Consider the following 17848-nt stretch of genomic DNA (forward strand, 5'->3'; position numbering starts at 1 on the left):
TCAATAATTGGGAGAGTATTAGGTCTCTCCCTTTCTACAAAAAACCCTCCATCAAGCGAGTCATCAAGTTCTAAAACGCTTTCCAAATTTTAGTACATGTATTTGAAATTACAAGAGGTTGTTCAATGTTTTCTAGATTTACTTCAAATTGACCAAAAAATAATTTATTTGAAAAATACAGCAGATCCAATCGGAAAGTGACAGGCCATTATATTCACTGAATCTTTTTCCACCTAGCGCTCCTACCTAATCCAGTTGGCTCAATAACCCCTTTTTCTTTTAGTTCATGAAGCACACGGTTTATGGTCGATTCGCTTACATCTGGGCATGCCTTACGAATATCCTCTTTTGTAAAAAAACCGATTTTATTCTCAATGTACTTTTTTATTCTAGCACCTTTATTCCCTTTTCCGGTTTGAACTAGGCCAACCCTTGACTCAAGTTCCTTGTATGCTGCCACAAAGGTACTTAAAATATAATTGATCCAAGGAAATATATTATTTTCATTTTCATGCCATCCTTGAGATGACTGACGTAACGTTTCGTAATACCCTTCTTTGGTAGCTTCTATAATCTTTTCTAAACTAATATATCTACCAACTTCAAAATTGTTCTTATAAAGAAGAAGTAAGGTTAGTATTCGTGCCATTCTTCCGTTACCATCATTAAATGGATGGATCGATAAAAAATCTAGTATAAACAAACTAATCAAAATGAGCGGTTCCACGTCTTCTTTACTCATTCTTTCATTCAGTTCATTACAGACTGTTTCCATAGCATCTGGAGTTTCAAACGCAGACAAGGGTTTAAATCGAACTACTTTCTCTCCATTTGGTAATTTTTCGCTAATCACATTATCAACATTTTTCCACTTTCCACCTTCAGCAGCAATGTAATGATAAAGCTGGCGATGCAATTGTAGGATTACATTTGCATTTACGGGAATACCCTCATGAGAGGCATTAACAAGGTTTAGTACATCTCTATATCCTGCAATCTCACCCTCTGATCGATCAGATGGATTCGCTTTATTTTCCATTAAACCTTTTAAGCGTTTATCCGTAATGATAATCCCCTCAATAGCATTTGAAGCTTTAGTTGATTGAATCACTGCTACATCTTTAAGTGTATTTAATATTTGAGGGGCCTGCTTCATATATAGATCTTGTTTTCCTTTGTACTCGTTAATCTTTGCAATCAAATTAACCGTTTCCATCGGTAACCTTAGATTCTTAAGTGAGCTATAATCAAACATTTTCATTCTTACTTCCTCCTAAAAACGGCACAACGGTTAAACATATTCATTTTGTTTGTTAATGAATATGTTTACTGGTAAATAGGTTACTTTTTTCAAATGAATCCCTTGATTTCGTCCTCAATTCTTGTAGCATAGCGTTACTTAAGTTCAGCATAGTATCCGAAATAAAGCTAAACTCCATTCAGTGGGAGTTTTCGCTCTCCTCTAACTGAATGGTAGTTGAACACTAATCGGGGTGTACGACCTCAATTCACCTAATTTTTAAAGTGGCGGTATTACTGCCTGTCAAACAAACTGCAAAAATTTCTAAATATATTCAAGTAAGGTTAAATGAATATATTTATATAAATCAGTATACCCATAAACATATTCATTTACAACATTTTTGGATATGTTTATTTTTAAACAATTTCAGTTTGGAACGAAATTTTTACTTTACCCAACAGCAATTGGATCTGTATGAGATGTGTGGTTACGCCTTTAGAAATTGTGTTTCTTGAATGACCTGTACTAGAATTGATCGTTTTTTGACTGATTCCTCAAAATACAATTCTAGAACCTTACGATAATTAATCATAAAAAAACCTCTTTTGTAAAAGTGTCATGCTTTTTGCGTGCAACAACTATTATATACAAGAGGTTTTTCCATAGTAGCTTTCATTCATCGGGGTTCTCTTTTTCTTCGCAGTGACTGGCTCAAATCTCGGCATAGTAGCACAATTCATCTACATAATCACCATCTGAAAATAATCAATTTCGGACTAAATTCACGAGATCACAGGCACGCAAAACTATACTTCTTTGCTCTTCCTCTTTGCCACCACATACTCCAATGCCCCCGTACCGATAAAAACGCCACTTAAAATCAATAAAAAGCCAATTACATGATTCAACGTAATTACCTCGTCTAAAAATAGTGAAGCTCCAGTAATACCAAAAAGTGTGTTTAAATTAATAAAAATTGCTGTTTCAGCTGGACCCACTTTTTTAATTGCGTAATTGTATGTCATGTGACCAAACGCTGATGCTATAACTGCACTAAATAAAAAGATTGCCCCAAGCTTCCAGTCTAGCAAATTAGTAATCTCCTGGATTCCAGAACTGAACGACTGACTCAATAAAAAGATAAACACTGATCCGATAACAAGCATGTATCCAGTTGCGAGCCTTGGATCAAATGTCGGTTTAAGTTTGCTAATTAAGACAAAGCTAAACCCCTGCACCACAACAGCTAAAAACATGATAACGTCACCGAGCGAAACAGCTGCCAATCCACCAGCACCAGTTAAAGTAGTTACGACAATACCTATAAAACCTATCATAAAGCCAGAAATTCGTACCCACGTGACGCGCTGACGTAAAATAATGATAGCCATCATCATCGTCACTAATGGCATCATCCCCAAAATGAGCCCCGCATTTATACCGGTTGTCATCTCTATCCCAACTGCAACGAGGGAATGATGTAAAATCACATTAAAAACTGCTATGTAGAAAATTACGAGCCATTCATGTTTTAAGGGCAGCCTAAAAATTCCCATCACAGCACAAATAACTAGAACAAAAATGCCAGCTGTCATGATTCGAAATGATGTAAGTAATATTGGGTCTACTGCTTCAACCAAAACTTTTAATGCTGACAAGTTTAAACCCCATACGACCATGACCATTAGTAAGAGAATATATATTTTGAGCATAATCTGTTCACCTAGTTTCTGAGTTGATTCTTATACTCTACAGTAATCAATAACATCTGTCACGACACAATTGCAATCTCTCACTATACAAAAAACCTCCTCTTCATTTAAGAAAAGGAGACAACTATACGTAGAAAAGTATCCAACTCTCCAAGCATGAATTGATCCTTGAAGGAATCAGCACGACACTTTTATACATCAGGATAACACACGTGTTTTGACTATTATTGAAAAGAAGAGAGATACTAACAGTTAAAAAATACGTCCCTACTTGCGTAAAATATTCCTAAACAAACGAAAAATTTACAAAGGACCGTATCAAATCAAAAATAGTATATAGCCCAAATAAAATATATAAAATTGCAATAGCGATCAGTTGTTTATTAAATCCCTTATTCACCAAAATAGCAAAAGTATATAGAAGCATAGATAAAAGTATTGGATTTTTCCAGTAACCCATATTTAGATTGTATTTATATAGTGTATATATAAATGCTATCGTCCATCCTATTAATACTGCATAATAAAACTTTTTTCTCATAGAAGGTTATCCTTTCAAAATTTACGTATGATACAGTAAAAACAAAATAAACATAATAGTAAATTATAAAAATACTATACTATACAGAAAACCAATAAAAATAAGTAATTTGTTCCACCCTTTATTTACACCAATAGCGAAAAGGTAGAAAAGAATAGATAAAGTAAAAAATTTTTCCACCCCACCAATCTAGTTAATGCAACAAAAAATATACTTAATTGAACTTTGTTCTAAATATGGATAATTATTTTTAATTATATTGTACGTTCAATAATGGTGTTCTAATAGTTAGTCAAAATTGACTCATAGATCTTTAAAATCTTATTTAATTTAGTCAACATTATTTATGAAAGAACACCCATTCCCATCTCATCTATTACGTTCCAAAGTTTCTTCTTCGCACTTTTACCCCAATTTTTAACCACTTCAACTGGGACTTTTTCCAGTTTTGCAAGATTTTCTTCTGGTATATTGTCGAAAATATGATAATGCATCCATTTCAATTGCTCACGGGAAAGTTGTGATTCTAATTGTTCCCACAAATGATAGTCACCTAGTGGATTTTCAACTATCACGTGGTTTCGGATTACGAAATTAAAATACAAAGCAAGCACACCATTATCTGGACAATATCTTTCATAAGCATTCCAGACTACAAATATACCACCAGGTTGCATTTTTTTAATCGGCAGTTGATATGTATGTCTTTTAAACCTGGTACAGTTCTGACGCATTAATGAATCAAAAGATATTTTCATGTTAAACCCACCTTTAGTAGTCTAATTTTACTACGAATGGACAAGACTTTAGAACCATATCTAATTAAACTATATTTTTATAATTTAGTCAATAATCGCTAATAAAAAATAATTAATAAAAACATAAAAAAATGCGCCCACAAGTGGCGCGAAAATAAACTTGAATTAATCTTAAACTGGTGAAGGAAAGCTCTTCAAAAAGTAGATTATCAGATAAACGATGTATAACCCTGGCAAAAGATAGAGAATAGCAATAAGAATTAGCGTTTCGTTAAACCTTTTATTTACTATAATTGCCAATATATAAAACAGTAACGACAAATACAGAAGAACTTTCGAATTATAAGTACTGTAAAAAGCCAAATCACAAAAAATGAGGGTATATGTACATGCCCAAGCCAACAATAAAATATAATAAACCTTTTTCATCAACTTTTTCCTTTCGATATTATCTCATCTACAAATTCAAGAACTATATTTAACATGTCGTCGGAATTCTGAATAGGTGCTAGTGGCTTCAAACCACTCATCCCTGGAAAATCTATGTATACCCTTTTCCACCCTATCCGCTTTTTGAATATTGATTCTAAACAGTTTAACGTCACCTGATGGTTTAATGACCAACCGTGTAGTATAACGGATTGGAAATCCTGTCTAGAACTATCTTATACCGACACGTCTACACTTCCTTTAGACAAGCTATTAGATTTTAGTTTTTTACTTCAAAATCACCTAAGTGCAATACACTTACTCATTTTGATCCCGTTCGGAAAAGCAGTTGTTCATTTTCTATAGCCTTTTTCCAATACCCTGTCCTCGATACTTTTCTTGTAACAAGTGATGTTATTTGAACATTTATATTGTTATTCGTATATGTAGCATGAAGAGTAATACCAATCCAGTGATGTAGGATAACCTATGTCTGTCATTAAATTTGTGAATTGTGCAATGTCCACAGAACTATAGTTTCATATTTCCACAATGAACCTCCATATTTTTCTTTAATTGTATCACACTTTAAAAAGACACTTTTTTATCGAAATTTATAATTGACGTCGTCCGTTTCACCAGTGATATCTTCTAAACATTTGCTTCTTGAGAGCGCCCAGGCATATTCCTACCTTTCATTTATATTAGGTTACTCTACTGTCGCATATTTTCTATGCACACATTTCATCTAAGAAAGCGGATTCCAAAGCGTCCGAAAATTTCAAAATAATGGTGGTTGTCCGTTATTAAAAGTCAATATATTTGTAATTGTTAATTTATTCTGAATATGTTAAAATGAGATTAATAAGAACTAGGATAGATGTCACAGAAAGGAATGGAAATTAGAGAATAGCGATATCGAATATACAGAAGTTTAGTCCGCATGTTTGAAAAAACTTGAAATGCTCTCTGATAAAAAGGAATACGAGTTTGAAGAAATAGACGAGTCAAAACACGAGAACAACAACTCAAGCTAATTTTCTTGGAGAGAAAGGACGTGCCTTTGTATGGTTATTAATCTATCTGATGAACTATTATTAGAAGCATATGTACATGCTATACAACTAGATTTAAATTCTGAATTCATATCTATTTTAAATAAAGAAATCAAACAGCGACAGCTAGTGGTTCCTGATCCGTCAGCTTTTCCTGTTTAATTCCCTTTATGTGCGTCTATCCATTGTTCTATCTTCTACTTAACGCCAAATTCTGAAGCTATTTTTCTTTCTTAAAGAAATTAGAAATCACGAGTAAAATTACCCCTATTATGATTGATGGGAAGGCGAAAGAATAGAATTCTTCTGGAATATCTTCTGCCATCAAACCACTTTCACTAAAAATAATAAACCTGATATAAAATAAGAAAACCTAACCAGCCAATTAGCTTCCCCAGCTTACTATATTTTTTCGTCATGATTAATCCCCCCCTATATTACTTCAAACTAAAATCAACAGCCAGCTACTGTGACAGTTAATTTAATGATCCTTATTACGGGGAACGCTAATAGCAATGTAAAATAACAATAAAACATCTCATAGATAGGGTGGCCTACTAAAGAATTGAGCATACTATTCATGTGCTGAAGAAAACATAATTATAAATTTCGCGCTCTCCTCGCTGCTTCATTAGCTTCACGTTGCTTTGCATTTGCCCGATTAAGTCTACTGTCAAAATGGGATGAATTGATATTATATCGCGCTTGTTTTCCTGTATGTTTATAAGCGTAATCAGCATCTTTTTGTAATTGTCTTGCTTTCCGTTCTGCTTCCTTTTTTAAGTCCTTTCTACTATTCGAATTATTTGCTCCCCCGCCAGAAGTTTCACCACTAGAATGGTAACTACCTCCACCAGAAGAAGAACGGGCGCCACCATCAGAGAATAAACTTGCGAGAAAAAATACGAGATATACTACACTAGCCCCCAAAAAGTATATAGCTTTCCATAGCACTTTGATCAACTTTAGTAGGGATAATACGACCTTATATGTAGTCAATCTTGGAAAAAGTCTGTCCCTTGTTTTGACCAACACTATTACAATCAATAAACTAAGCAATGCTGCGGGAATCACAAGTATTAGACCCGTGGCACCGAATGAATAATTATATGTATAAATTGTTTCATTATTAGCATTCAACAGTTTGGTTAATTCTCTATCCGCAAATTTATTAAAAATGGTAGCAAAAATCCAAGTATAAATTATAAAGTGTAACGTCTTACCATTTCCAATTTTCTTCCACATTGATTCATATATGCCATTCATATGTTACCTCCCTATTTGCTTTTTCTTTTACTAGAAAACTTCAATCGAGATCTTTTTATATCATATTACCATATTTATCCACTCCACATGTAACGTATTAAAAAGTTCTACGCATTAGATATTTACTCTATACGCTATGCTCCCTATACATCCTCTTACCGTTGTTACATTAGACACCTATTTTTCTTGCAATTGCCTAACGGTGTAATTCGCATTTTCAAGACTATATCCAATAAGGATTGTCATTCAAATATCCGTTAACAACTGTTTAATTTCTTTTTTAATTATATCGTTGACGATTAGGTAGGTTGATGTGTTTCGATTCGATAATGAATTTATGATTTTTTCTTCATAACCAGGAGTAATTAAAATGGTTTCAAATCCAACACCTGTTTCTTGCGCCAGTGCTTTTACTATTTGATATTCCTTTTCTTGCTGTAGTGCTTCCGCCTTTAAGAATATCACATTGTGTATTCCATTCTTGACAATAGAGGTCATCCATTCCTCTTTATTTGGTATTGGCCCGATAATTCTATTTCGTTCAAGCACTTCCGAACCTGGAATGTTTATATCATTATCCTCATCATCAAAGCCATAAAGTATGCCTTCTAACAGAGATACTAACTGCTTTGTATCATTATCATTTAGACCATAGATGTAAACATGTCCTTGACGTTGAACGTTCGTTTTTGCTATCTTGTAGAGACTTTCTTGTTTACTAGAAAGATCAACGATTGATTCGAACCCCACGGTTTTCAAGTTATTAATATTTTCTGGTGCTTGCCCAATAAATATCCGGCTTCCGACATTGATAATTCGATTTTTCGGGAATAGTTGAAAGAGTTGCTTCTTGCTTAACGGATTTGTCCCCGTAGAAAACGCGGTTTCCAATGCAAATAGGCTATCGCTGTTTTTGAACGTATGTACATAAACCTTATGCTTAAGACCTTGAACATAGCTTACAACCTCTTGAACACTCTTTGGTTCAGGTTCATTAGCATCAATCGGAATGGATGTCAGCTTCAAACCTGAATCTTTTAGTAACTGCTTTTCCTGCTGAAATATTTTGCTATCCTTTTCAATGGTAGTAACAACCTCTTCTATACCTTTTCTCATCAACACCGTAGCCCATTCCTCTTCAGTTGGATATGGACCTAAAATGATTTGATTGTTATGATAGCCAAAAACATAACCACGCTCAAAATCTGATGGCATTAAAAATTCTCTTTGATCGGTTTCTACTTCTGTGACCGATGCAATGGCTTGTTTTGCCAGGTCAACACGATGTTTACCTAAGTAACAATGGATATAGTATCGTTTGGAGTCATCACTTACTGTTTCTTTAATTCCCCTTAATGACGCCGAATTGTCACCGATCCACGGTAGCATTGGAAAAGATAGAAACGTAATGCCAACCTTTTCGGCGTTACCACTTTCTTCTTCTAACAATTCTTTCTCAAATGGAATTGTTGGGCTCATTAAGCTAATTATTCCGTCGTACCCTTCCGCTTTCAACTGTTTCATCTTTGCTTGATCGGGATACGGTCCAAAGGTGATTTGATCATTTACTTGATGAATATCTCCTCTTGTACCAGCTACCATCGCAGTTTGTGGATTCATAAACAGCATAAACACTACAATTGCTGAAACAAAGGATACGGATGTAACGAAATAGCCAGCTTTTTTCCTTTTATCCACCGACAGTAAGTATCGGTAAAATACAATAGAGACAGTGAACCCAAAGAGTACCCATCCATAAACAATATAGGACATGACATCATCAATAAATTGTTGGGAATAACCAGACTGTACCAGCCATTCTTCAATAGGTACAAGTAAATACAACAGTAAGATCCCACCACCAGCAAAACCAAACGATGCTAAAAAAACAAACCAGACAAGAAATTTAATCATTTGGAATCAGCTCCCTTTTGTTAGCAATATTCTCGAAAATTTGTTCCATTAATGGGACATAACTCCACCAATAAAATTGTTTATCTTTATTAAAATAGGCAAATAGTTGTTGTAAGGTCTGTGATCCATACCACTTTTTCCACACTGCAGGATTATAATCAGCAAAATCTCCAGCAAAGTAATAAATATTTTCCTTTTGATTATACAAAACTGCTGGAAATGTTGTAGGAATATTATATCCGCTTAACTTTTCTTTTCCAAATTGTGTCACATTAAGTGTAAATGTTGCTTCAACTGTTATATTCTTATTTGGTTCTGAGATACTGAACCAATAGTCGTAAACGCTATTCTTTGCTTCAGGGAAGTGCTTCTCTCCTTCTTCAGTCCACTTAAACTGTAGTTGATCCGAAAAATCTTTTTCCTCTAAAACAACAATTTGATCGGTAGTATTAACAAATAAGAATCCGCTACCATTAAATGACCATTTTTCATTATTTTGATTATTGTAATTTGATTTAGCCCACAATGGAACTTCCTTGCCATCTAGCTTAGGAAAATATCGCCCTATCCAACCTGTCCACTCTACTCCAATTGTTTGTCCAGCAAGTTTACGAATCCCTTTTTCTGTCGGAGAATAAAACGTATTAAACTCTGTAATTAAAACAGTATCGGGCTGCTTTGACACTAACATTTCGTTCCACTCCGCAAAAGATAACCCACCGTATACAAGCTCCGAACGTCGGCCTTCATTATTGCCTTTTAGGTCTTCCGAATACACCCCGTATGTATCCGCTACATAGATCAGGTCAAGACTGTTAGGTATGGCCAACGTTTTATCACCGCTCAGTTTAGAAGGATCAAACCCGAAGTAGTCTTGTTCTAAATCGTATAATTTCCCATCTGAATTTACTATCTTTTCATGATTTAAAATCCAAAATAATCCAGCATGTTCTCTAAAACTATCATCTGGTACCGTTTTATCTATGACAAACAGATTTATAGGTTTATGATCTAGTATTTGCCATAGAATTCGAGGAGAAAGTAGAATAACAATGCATATAATTACAACTATTAATCTTCCCATTGTCATTCATCTCCCTTACTAAATATCCCTTTTTTATTTAGATTGCCCCAGCTTCTTTTTATATTAAATATTGCCAAAATCAAGCCCTCCACTCGCCAAAACACGTGAAGGGGTCGGTACCAAAAACTTTCCGATAAGGAATAAAAAAGTAACCTTGTAATATCATGGAAGTCAGGGTATTTTCGGAAGCTCCACTCCTCAAACATTACTGCAAACATGGATAATACCGAGCTGAAAATGAACGACATGACAAATAAAATGATACTAAATTCCAGGTAAAGCTTTCCTAATAAAACTCCAAACACCATAAGTATATATCCCGATAACTCAATTAGTGGACCCAATAGTTCAATAATTACATAATATGGCATCGATATGAGCCCAATTGATTTGTATGTCGGGTTTAACACCATTTTCTGATGCTTACCGAGACTTTCGACCAGCCCCCTATGCCACCGTTTTCGTTGTCTTCTTAAATCTTTTAACGTTTCCGGTGCCTCAGTCCAACAAACCGGATCCGGAACATAAGCAATCTTTAAGTCCTTCTTTTCCTCTTTTATAAATCGATGAAGGCGCACGATTAGCTCCATATCTTCTCCAACCGTATTATTATCATATCCACCTGCCTTTATTACCCAATTTTTTGAAAATACGCCAAATGCACCTGACACAATCAATAAAAGATTAACACGACTTAACCCGATTCTCCCCATTAAAAAGGCACGTAAGTATTCGATGATTTGCATGATTACGACTGGATTTTTTGACAATTTGACTTCTGCTATCTTTCCAGCAAGAATTTCACACCCATTTGCAATTCGGACGGTACCTCCAGATGCGATAACCTCTTGGTCAGAATCTAATATTGGTTTCATTACTTTTACAAATGCATCTCTTTCCAGAATAGAGTCCCCATCAATGGAGCAAATATATGGATAAGTGGCTGCATTAATACCAGCATTCAGTGCATCCGATTTCCCCCCGTTCATCTTATCAATCACTAGTAGGTTGGGTCTAATTTTAGAACGGTACACATTTTTTATGGCTTGAGTTTCTATTTTTATTTGAATGGGAACTTGCAATGGCTCTAACTCGTAATTTTGATGTAATACATTCATGGTGCGGTCTTCTGACCCATCATTAATAACAACAATTTCATATTCTGGATAGTGGATATCATGTAAGGATTCAAGTAAGCTATTGATACCTTTTTCCTCATTATAAACAGGGACTAAAATGGAAATAGGTGCGGTAAAAGGGGAATCCAATAGATCTTCATACGGTATTTCATCTTCTAATTTATATCTCTTTCGGACAAATGAAATCGCACTAACAAGCGTAACTAGATAAAATATAATGGCAAGCACGTAATAAAATGCAACAACAATGCTACTTACGATAAATAAATCATCAAGAACTTTCTCAATATCAATCATACATGTACTACCCTTCTTTCCAACCAGTACCTTGCCATGTCCATTGCGTATTGGTCATGATGCGATTGGGCCATACGAATAAGTACCTGTTCTCCTGCACTAGACTGTAATAACGATTGTGCAGCGGTACGCCTAACCCACCAACTGGGGTCCATTAGATACTCTCCCAACCATTCAATCATTAGTGGAGCATTACTTATTGCTAATACTTTTGCAACCATCACTCTTTCTTGCCAAAAGTCGGATTTGTAAAGCAATTCTAGTATGTCAAAAGATGGTAATTCCTCTAGTGAACTCAATGCCTTTAATGCTCGTACACGTAATTCTACGTTGGTTGACTCTAGTAGTTTGTTTAAAAGCAATGTAGCCTGGAATTCCTCACGTTTTCCCAATACGTCAATTAAATTTTCTTGTAATTCCTGTTTTAAATCATCAAAATCACGGATAAATGCTTCTATGGTTTTCGAGTCAACACGCATTAATATTTTATGTAAATTAAAATCAGGAATATCATTATCTAGGATTAACGCACCTATTTTTTCATACTGAAATAAGGAAAGAATTTGCATAATCAAAAACCTTTCCTCTTCAGAGGTAGATTTTGTTGTATAGCTTGTAAGAAGATCCTCTTGCATGGACGTTAGATGAAATTCTTCGATGTAGTAAAGTGCATTCATTCGATAGCTCCACCGCTTACTTGATAATTGTTGTCTGTAATAATTAAGTAAATGTGCCGTAGCAAAATCCTTAACATGACCAATCGTCTTCGGGTTGGCTTCTTGCCCTTTTTTGTACGCATAAACTAATTCCTGTAAAACCTCAAACTGATAGCCTTTCAGATTAGCAAAAAGATATGCTGTATTGCCTTTATGCAGATCGGCCATCAATGTTGCTTCATACTGTTGTTTCCAACTTTTCTTGCGTTTGTTAATAGAATGTTCATGTTTTCGGTGAAGTAATAAGTACAGATATAAAACAACCAAAATAAACATAAAAACAATGGTTATGACAATTAGCAAGATGATACCATTCATCATTCGAACATCATTCTTTCAACTCTTTCCCGTTTCTACTAGCTTACTATGAACAACGTAAATGATATACAATTGGATCACAATAGAATCATAATTCCAGTTTTTAAGTACATCACGAACTAAATTTCCTCAGTTTTTCGAACTGCAACCAATTATTAAATTTATATATTTCTTTAAATACAAACAAAAATGATAGTTCGTAACTAAATCGTCTACTTGTTGAAGTAAAGTTGGTTAGTTATATAACCTTTACTTCCAATTTTTGACTTAATTAATGTTTTTAGGTCATCATCTATTTTATTATTAGTCCATACATTAATCTCTAGTTCTTTATTATTTTGGTTAATTAAATCGACACTAATTTTTTTATAGTGGAGGAGGTCATAGACTTTTGTATGATTTAATTGATGGTACGGAAGGCATACTACTCTAAAAAAATTAAACACATTTTCAACTTTCTTTTAAAATACGGTTGGTAGCGAAAAAGATAAGTAGTCCAGTCGTTAGGATTATAAATGAGATCCCTAGTTCCCCCGTATTTGCCACATGAAAAATCGAATAAACTAATAAAGCAATCCAATAGAACCATAACGTAATGAGCACAGACTTTTGAGTGTTTTTTATTTCCGTTTCATTTTGTTTTCTCATGTGTTTCACCTCAAATATTGATTGCATCGCTTAATAACAGATGGATTCTTTTTATCAGAATCCGCTTCATTAACTAATATGCGCTTTTGATTATCTCTTAAGTTATTAATTTCCTATTTAACGAATGTAATAAATCAACTTATTGGCGGATATAGCCTAAATAAAAGCATATATCACAAACTCCAAATAAATTATATAATATTGATTATCGTTTCTTTACTATTATATTCCAAGCAGATATCGAATAAAGAAAAATATAGCTGTCCCTATATATAGATAAAGTGCATATTTGAACGTTTTTTTAGTAATTTTACCTTCTGTAAACCTACCGCGGATAAGGTCAAAACCCATATAGATGAAACAAACAGTAAAAATACCAAATGAAATATATGTGTATACATTCCAAGGAATATAAATTGGTTCATTAATACCTCCCGAATAATACAGAGTATGCCATGTTAACGTTCCAACTCCAATGATAAACGCCAAAATTGTCAGCTTTCCCCCATGATTTTCGATTAACGCTTTCAAATAACCCCCCCTCGTTTATTTTCAACTTGATTTTACCTTATTACCTCATATGATTTTTTCCTTTATTGTACGGCTAAACAACCAAATAAGTTTCAGTAACAAAATTGTCAATCTAAAGAACTTTGTATACGATTTCAGTTATGTTAGCAATGTATATATATACAAAAATTATATAAAACTTATGGATGTGAAATAATGAATCGTAGCTGGTATAGGAGTATTGAATCTGGTAACCTCTCTCGTCTTTCTTGATTGAACATTTTATTCAATCATTGTCCGCTTACTTTTTTCATAAGGCTACCTTGCGAAACAACTTTATTATCACTCTGCAATCTCAGAATCAAATTTATGCCAATACTTCTAGATGTATCGCTACAATTCTAGATTTAACATAGGGTTTGGATTATGATCCCTGTTTCCTATCATTTACAACACGTTAAACAATATTTCCATTCAAATTGATTGTAATTATTTCGACATTCAAGGAGGGCTTTTTCTCTTTTACTAAAATGTAGCCATCCTCTGTCACGTAATAAGCCATTCATTTTTTTAAAATCGGAATCATCTTTAGGAATATACGGACAACCTTCTTCATGAACTATCACCTTTTTAGTTGGTACATCTACATTCAGCCACATCTTATATCATTCCTTTGCAAATTTGTGACATAGTCATTATGTTAAATATGAATTGGTATGGATCAAAAGTTTTACACCAAATCACCTTTACAGTTGTAATAACGTTATTAAGTTAGAATTGTGAGTTTTTGAAAACTTTTTATACATTATACTTAATCTAAAGTACTAACCAATAATAAACCAATGCTATATACTGATTTAAGTAACTGCAGAAGTTTATCTATTAATAAGTCAGAGACACCTACTAACTTACAGTACTAGTTAAATGATAGTTCTCAAGCAGATCAGTCTTTTCTAATATTAACTGTTATTATGGTTGATTGTTATTTTGATGATTTTAGTATGGTTGTTATAAGTACGAATAAGACTATACCAATAAAGGAACCAACTAAAAATTTCCATGAAAAATCATCAAAAATGATATATGCTATTAACATATTGACGAAATACACTGCAGAAAAGCAAACTGTATATCTTTTTATACTCATATTACACTCCTTAAAATTACCATAACCATTATTTCAATAACTTTTTTGTCTTAATTTTATGTATAGAAATAATAAACATCGATATGCGCCCTTCAACAATAAACCCATTATGATAAATAAACTAAAACTCTTTTCATAATTATCTCTAACTTATTCACTCTTTTTTGATTTAATTTTTACATAACTTTTTGAATCCAATTAATTTAAAACAGAATACTCTCGTTTTGGATTAAATACTTGAGCCGCCTCTGTCAAAAATGCTTGAACAGCTGGTGAAGCTGTCGGATTAGCAGTGTATGCCAATGATACATATCGCAAATTCTCTACAGCAAGTGGAACCAATTGAAGTTGCTTTTGTGTTTGTAAAAATAATTTTGGTCCAATAGTGATTCCAAGACCTTCTTTCACCATATTCGCAATGGTTGTGCAGTCTTGTACTTCAAACCGAACATTAGGATTAATTCCCGCTTTCTTAAAGATGTCTAAAATATAAGATTCATACATGCCTTTTGGAAGAATTAGTGGCTCTTCTTGAATGGTTTTAATGTTGAGCTTGTTACGCTGACTAAGATCATGATCATGTTGTAAAGCAACTACCATGTCATCTTTAACCAGCGGTAATTTCTCAAATCTTTTAGAGGCATTTGTTTCAATGATAAACCCTACATCAATAATCCCTGTTTCCAACCAATCAACAATCTCCTCGTACGTTCCCTCAAAAAATGAAAATTCAATCGCCGGGTATTTTTTTTGAAAGGACGCAAGAATTTTGGGAAGAATGCAGGCCGAAGAGCTATAAAAGGTTCCAAGTCGGATGGTTCCTGCCTCCAAGTTAGATGCAAAAGCTAGTTCTTGGTTGATTTTCTCCATTCGATTCGAAATTTCCCGCATATGAATGACTGTCTTCTCTCCTATTTCCGTGAGTAACACACCCTTTTTACGATCACGGATTAATAGGATCGTTCCCCATTCTGACTCAAGACTTGAGACCGCATGGCTGACAGCAGATTGGGTCATGTTAAGTTTTGCGGCTGCTTTTGTAAAACTTCTTAATTCAATAACCGTTGTAAATATTTCAAAACGAGCAATTGTCATGAGTAAATATTCATCTCCTATATGAAAAATCACCATTTTACTTATGTTATCACTTCCATTATGCTGAATTCAAACACAATGTTCTAAATTAAAGGAGAGAATTTCATGAATCGCATTATCATTTATTTGCTTGCTCTTGGCGCCTTTCTAACAGGTAGTGCCGAGTTCGTTGTATCGGGGGTTTTAGAACTAATTGCAGCCGATTTTAATATATCCATTTCAGTTGCCGGACAATTACTGACCTTTTATTCCTTATCTTACGCTTTCGGATCGATTGTTCTAGTGATGTTGACTGCCAAATTCGAGCGGAAAACGATTCTTCTGGTTTCTATTCTCGTATTTTTCGTGGGGAATATCCTCTCCTTTGTTAGCACCAGTTATTGGATACTCATGGTCTCTCGTATTGTATTAGCGATGAGCGGTGGCCTTTATATCGTCATTGCGACGAATTATGCCGCTCACCTTGCAGCCCCAGGCAAACAAGGGAGCGCCATGGCAACCGTTCTAACAGGTTTTACGGTATCCTTAGTTCTTGGTGTTCCGTTAGGCACATATGTTGCTAGCTATACAGACTGGCATTATGTCTATCTCATCCTTGCTGTCGCTGCTTTGCTCACGTTTTTATTACTCAAGCGTTTACTTCCCAGGAAACAAGGAAATTCAAGTTTACCTTTAAAACAGCAACTAATCATCTTACGTGATAAGCGGTTAGTTACGGGACTTATAACAACAATCTTTTGGATCTTAGGCTATACGATGGTGTTTGCTTACATCGCCCCATTCTTAAGCCAATTGACGGACTTCTCTATTGAGCAAATTAGTACAGCACTACTCATTCTTGGTGTGTTTGCTTTTATAGGCTCCCGTTTTGGTGGTTATGCTGTTGACAAATGGGGACCCGTCAAAACCACTATTAGTAGTTTGGCGATTCATGCTATCACCTTATTTACACTGTTTTTTACAGCAACATCAACAATTGGTGTATTAGTGACACTGATGATATTGGGCGCAGCCACCTGGACAACAACACCTGCGAATCAATATTATTTAATTTCATTGCAGCCGAAATCCTCTGAAATCGTCCTAAGTTTTCACACAGCTTTAATGAATATTGGTATGACACTTGGGTCTGCTTTGGGAGGAACAATCATTGCCTACACATCGATTATTCACTTAAGTTGGGTTGGTGGTTTCATGGTGCTGGTTGCTTTAGTTGCTTCTGTTGTCTCATTCCACTTGAGAAATCAACAAAAGGTATTAAACAGGGAGAAAACAGAGGTCTATCAAACTACTAAATAACGTTTTAATGGAGTTGGCACCTCCCCATATATACGGTACCTAATCTGGTGTCTTTACAATTAAATAGCAGTATAAAACATAATAAACCCGGCTATTGGCCGGATTTATTATGTTCTTCTACAAGGGTCTTATACTTAAAAAAAAGCGCATTTCCTCATTATTAAATCGCACTGATAGCGGAAAGCTAAAGGTAAAATCCTATTACCGATATCGACGTTCAGATTCTTGAATTGGATAGTCATTTGCGCTCATATCACGACGTTTCATTAGACCATTATCGTCAAATTCCCAGTGTTCATTACCGTGTGTTCTCATCCATTTATTGGTTTCAGCATCCCGCCATTCGTATTCGAAACGAACGGATATACGATTTTCCGTATGAGACCAAAGCTCCTTCATCAAGCGATAATTAAGTTCCTTTTCCCATTTTCTCCCGAGGAATTTCTTGATGGCTTCTCTACCATTAAAAAATTCAGTTCGATTTCTCCATTGTGAATCAGGAGTATAAGCCTGAGCTATAATTTCAGGATCTCTAGTGTTCCATGCATCTTCTGCTGCTTTTACCTTTGCAAGGGCATCCTCATAAGTAAAAGGTGGTGTGATTGATTTTGACATTTACATCTGCTCCTTTTTAACTAACCATTTTTAATGCTATTTAGTGGTTAGTATATAGACTT

The 17848-nt window shown here is 34.5% G+C and carries 15 protein-coding genes; 2 read left to right on the forward strand and 13 right to left on the reverse strand.

Annotated features, from left to right (window positions below; all coding sequences use genetic code 11):
* Positions 1 to 214: 214 nt before the first annotated feature.
* The 3 genes from ACY9Z2_RS00700 to ACY9Z2_RS00710 all read right to left on the reverse strand — a co-directional run bounded on the left by ACY9Z2_RS00700 (position 215) and on the right by ACY9Z2_RS00710 (position 4254).
* The gene (locus ACY9Z2_RS00700) at positions 215 to 1261 is read right to left on the reverse strand and encodes a Fic family protein (RefSeq protein WP_463607673.1); all 1047 of its coding nucleotides are present in this window, start codon (positions 1259 to 1261) and stop codon (positions 215 to 217) included.
* 788 nt (positions 1262 to 2049) lie between these two features.
* The gene (locus ACY9Z2_RS00705; protein WP_463607674.1) at positions 2050 to 2955 is read right to left on the reverse strand and encodes a DMT family transporter; all 906 of its coding nucleotides are present in this window, start codon (positions 2953 to 2955) and stop codon (positions 2050 to 2052) included.
* An 885-nt stretch (positions 2956 to 3840) separates the two neighbouring features.
* Entirely contained in the window at positions 3841 to 4254 is a 414-nt protein-coding gene (locus ACY9Z2_RS00710; RefSeq protein WP_463607675.1) for a hypothetical protein, read from the reverse strand.
* 1496 nt (positions 4255 to 5750) lie between these two features.
* Here ACY9Z2_RS00710 and ACY9Z2_RS00715 point away from each other — a divergent pair.
* Positions 5751 to 5900 (forward strand): sporulation histidine kinase inhibitor Sda, encoded by a 150-nt coding sequence (locus tag ACY9Z2_RS00715; RefSeq protein ID WP_463607676.1) that lies wholly within the window; start codon positions 5751 to 5753, stop codon positions 5898 to 5900.
* Between the two features lie 438 nt (positions 5901 to 6338).
* On the opposite strand, the gene ACY9Z2_RS00720 is transcribed toward ACY9Z2_RS00715, so the two are convergent.
* The 9 genes from ACY9Z2_RS00720 to ACY9Z2_RS00760 form a co-directional block, all read right to left on the reverse strand.
* Positions 6339 to 7004, reverse strand: coding sequence for a hypothetical protein (locus tag ACY9Z2_RS00720; RefSeq protein ID WP_463607677.1), 666 nt, complete (start codon positions 7002 to 7004; stop codon positions 6339 to 6341).
* 246 nt (positions 7005 to 7250) lie between these two features.
* Positions 7251 to 8918: a protein-tyrosine phosphatase family protein gene (locus ACY9Z2_RS00725; RefSeq protein WP_463607678.1), complete on the reverse strand. Its 1668-nt coding sequence runs from the start codon at positions 8916 to 8918 to the stop codon at positions 7251 to 7253.
* A complete protein-coding gene (locus ACY9Z2_RS00730) occupies positions 8911 to 10002 on the reverse strand; it encodes a hypothetical protein (protein WP_463607679.1) in 1092 nt (363 codons plus the stop codon). The genes ACY9Z2_RS00725 and ACY9Z2_RS00730 overlap by 8 nt, the downstream gene beginning before the upstream one ends.
* Before the next feature lie 2 nt (positions 10003 to 10004).
* Positions 10005 to 11438, reverse strand: a complete 1434-nt coding sequence (locus tag ACY9Z2_RS00735) for a glycosyltransferase family 2 protein (RefSeq protein ID WP_463607680.1) — start codon at positions 11436 to 11438, stop codon at positions 10005 to 10007.
* Positions 11435 to 12475 carry a HEAT repeat domain-containing protein gene (locus ACY9Z2_RS00740; RefSeq protein WP_463607681.1) on the reverse strand — a complete coding sequence of 347 codons (1041 nt, stop codon included), beginning with the start codon at positions 12473 to 12475 and terminating at the stop codon, positions 11435 to 11437. The genes ACY9Z2_RS00735 and ACY9Z2_RS00740 overlap by 4 nt, the downstream gene beginning before the upstream one ends.
* Before the next feature lie 447 nt (positions 12476 to 12922).
* On the reverse strand, positions 12923 to 13120 hold the full coding sequence (locus ACY9Z2_RS00745) for a hypothetical protein (RefSeq protein WP_463607682.1): 198 nt from the start codon (positions 13118 to 13120) through the stop codon (positions 12923 to 12925).
* A gap of 222 nt (positions 13121 to 13342) precedes the next feature.
* Positions 13343 to 13651, reverse strand: a complete 309-nt coding sequence (locus ACY9Z2_RS00750) for a hypothetical protein (RefSeq protein WP_463607683.1) — start codon at positions 13649 to 13651, stop codon at positions 13343 to 13345.
* A gap of 422 nt (positions 13652 to 14073) precedes the next feature.
* Positions 14074 to 14289 carry a hypothetical protein gene (locus tag ACY9Z2_RS00755; protein WP_463607684.1) on the reverse strand — a complete coding sequence of 72 codons (216 nt, stop codon included), beginning with the start codon at positions 14287 to 14289 and terminating at the stop codon, positions 14074 to 14076.
* 686 nt (positions 14290 to 14975) lie between these two features.
* Positions 14976 to 15872: a LysR family transcriptional regulator gene (locus tag ACY9Z2_RS00760; protein ID WP_463608265.1), complete on the reverse strand. Its 897-nt coding sequence runs from the start codon at positions 15870 to 15872 to the stop codon at positions 14976 to 14978.
* Positions 15873 to 15977: 105 nt separating this feature from the next.
* Between ACY9Z2_RS00760 and ACY9Z2_RS00765 the strand changes: the two genes are divergently transcribed.
* Positions 15978 to 17171 (forward strand): MFS transporter, encoded by a 1194-nt coding sequence (locus ACY9Z2_RS00765; protein ID WP_463607685.1) that lies wholly within the window; start codon positions 15978 to 15980, stop codon positions 17169 to 17171.
* A gap of 201 nt (positions 17172 to 17372) precedes the next feature.
* On the opposite strand, the gene ACY9Z2_RS00770 is transcribed toward ACY9Z2_RS00765, so the two are convergent.
* Positions 17373 to 17786, reverse strand: a complete 414-nt coding sequence (locus ACY9Z2_RS00770) for a nuclear transport factor 2 family protein (protein ID WP_463607686.1) — start codon at positions 17784 to 17786, stop codon at positions 17373 to 17375.
* Between the last annotated feature and the right edge of the window lie 62 nt (positions 17787 to 17848).

This window comes from Virgibacillus sp. GM2-2, assembly GCF_055329585.1.

Excerpts from the sequence above, each read along its gene's own strand:
- ACY9Z2_RS00700 (WP_463607673.1), bottom strand. The coding sequence starts at position 1,261 with ATGAAAATGTTTGATTATAGCTCACTTAAGAATCTAAGGTTACCGATG.
- ACY9Z2_RS00705 (WP_463607674.1), bottom strand. The coding sequence starts at position 2,955 with ATGCTCAAAATATATATTCTCTTACTAATGGTCATGGTCGTATGGGGT.
- ACY9Z2_RS00710 (WP_463607675.1), bottom strand. The coding sequence starts at position 4,254 with ATGAAAATATCTTTTGATTCATTAATGCGTCAGAACTGTACCAGGTTT.
- ACY9Z2_RS00715 (WP_463607676.1), top strand. The coding sequence starts at position 5,751 with ATGGTTATTAATCTATCTGATGAACTATTATTAGAAGCATATGTACAT.
- ACY9Z2_RS00720 (WP_463607677.1), bottom strand. The coding sequence starts at position 7,004 with ATGAATGGCATATATGAATCAATGTGGAAGAAAATTGGAAATGGTAAG.
- ACY9Z2_RS00725 (WP_463607678.1), bottom strand. The coding sequence starts at position 8,918 with ATGATTAAATTTCTTGTCTGGTTTGTTTTTTTAGCATCGTTTGGTTTT.
- ACY9Z2_RS00730 (WP_463607679.1), bottom strand. The coding sequence starts at position 10,002 with ATGGGAAGATTAATAGTTGTAATTATATGCATTGTTATTCTACTTTCT.
- ACY9Z2_RS00735 (WP_463607680.1), bottom strand. The coding sequence starts at position 11,438 with ATGATTGATATTGAGAAAGTTCTTGATGATTTATTTATCGTAAGTAGC.
- ACY9Z2_RS00740 (WP_463607681.1), bottom strand. The coding sequence starts at position 12,475 with ATGATGAATGGTATCATCTTGCTAATTGTCATAACCATTGTTTTTATG.
- ACY9Z2_RS00745 (WP_463607682.1), bottom strand. The coding sequence starts at position 13,120 with ATGAGAAAACAAAATGAAACGGAAATAAAAAACACTCAAAAGTCTGTG.
- ACY9Z2_RS00755 (WP_463607684.1), bottom strand. The coding sequence starts at position 14,289 with ATGTGGCTGAATGTAGATGTACCAACTAAAAAGGTGATAGTTCATGAA.
- ACY9Z2_RS00760 (WP_463608265.1), bottom strand. The coding sequence starts at position 15,872 with ATGACAATTGCTCGTTTTGAAATATTTACAACGGTTATTGAATTAAGA.
- ACY9Z2_RS00765 (WP_463607685.1), top strand. The coding sequence starts at position 15,978 with ATGAATCGCATTATCATTTATTTGCTTGCTCTTGGCGCCTTTCTAACA.
- ACY9Z2_RS00770 (WP_463607686.1), bottom strand. The coding sequence starts at position 17,786 with ATGTCAAAATCAATCACACCACCTTTTACTTATGAGGATGCCCTTGCA.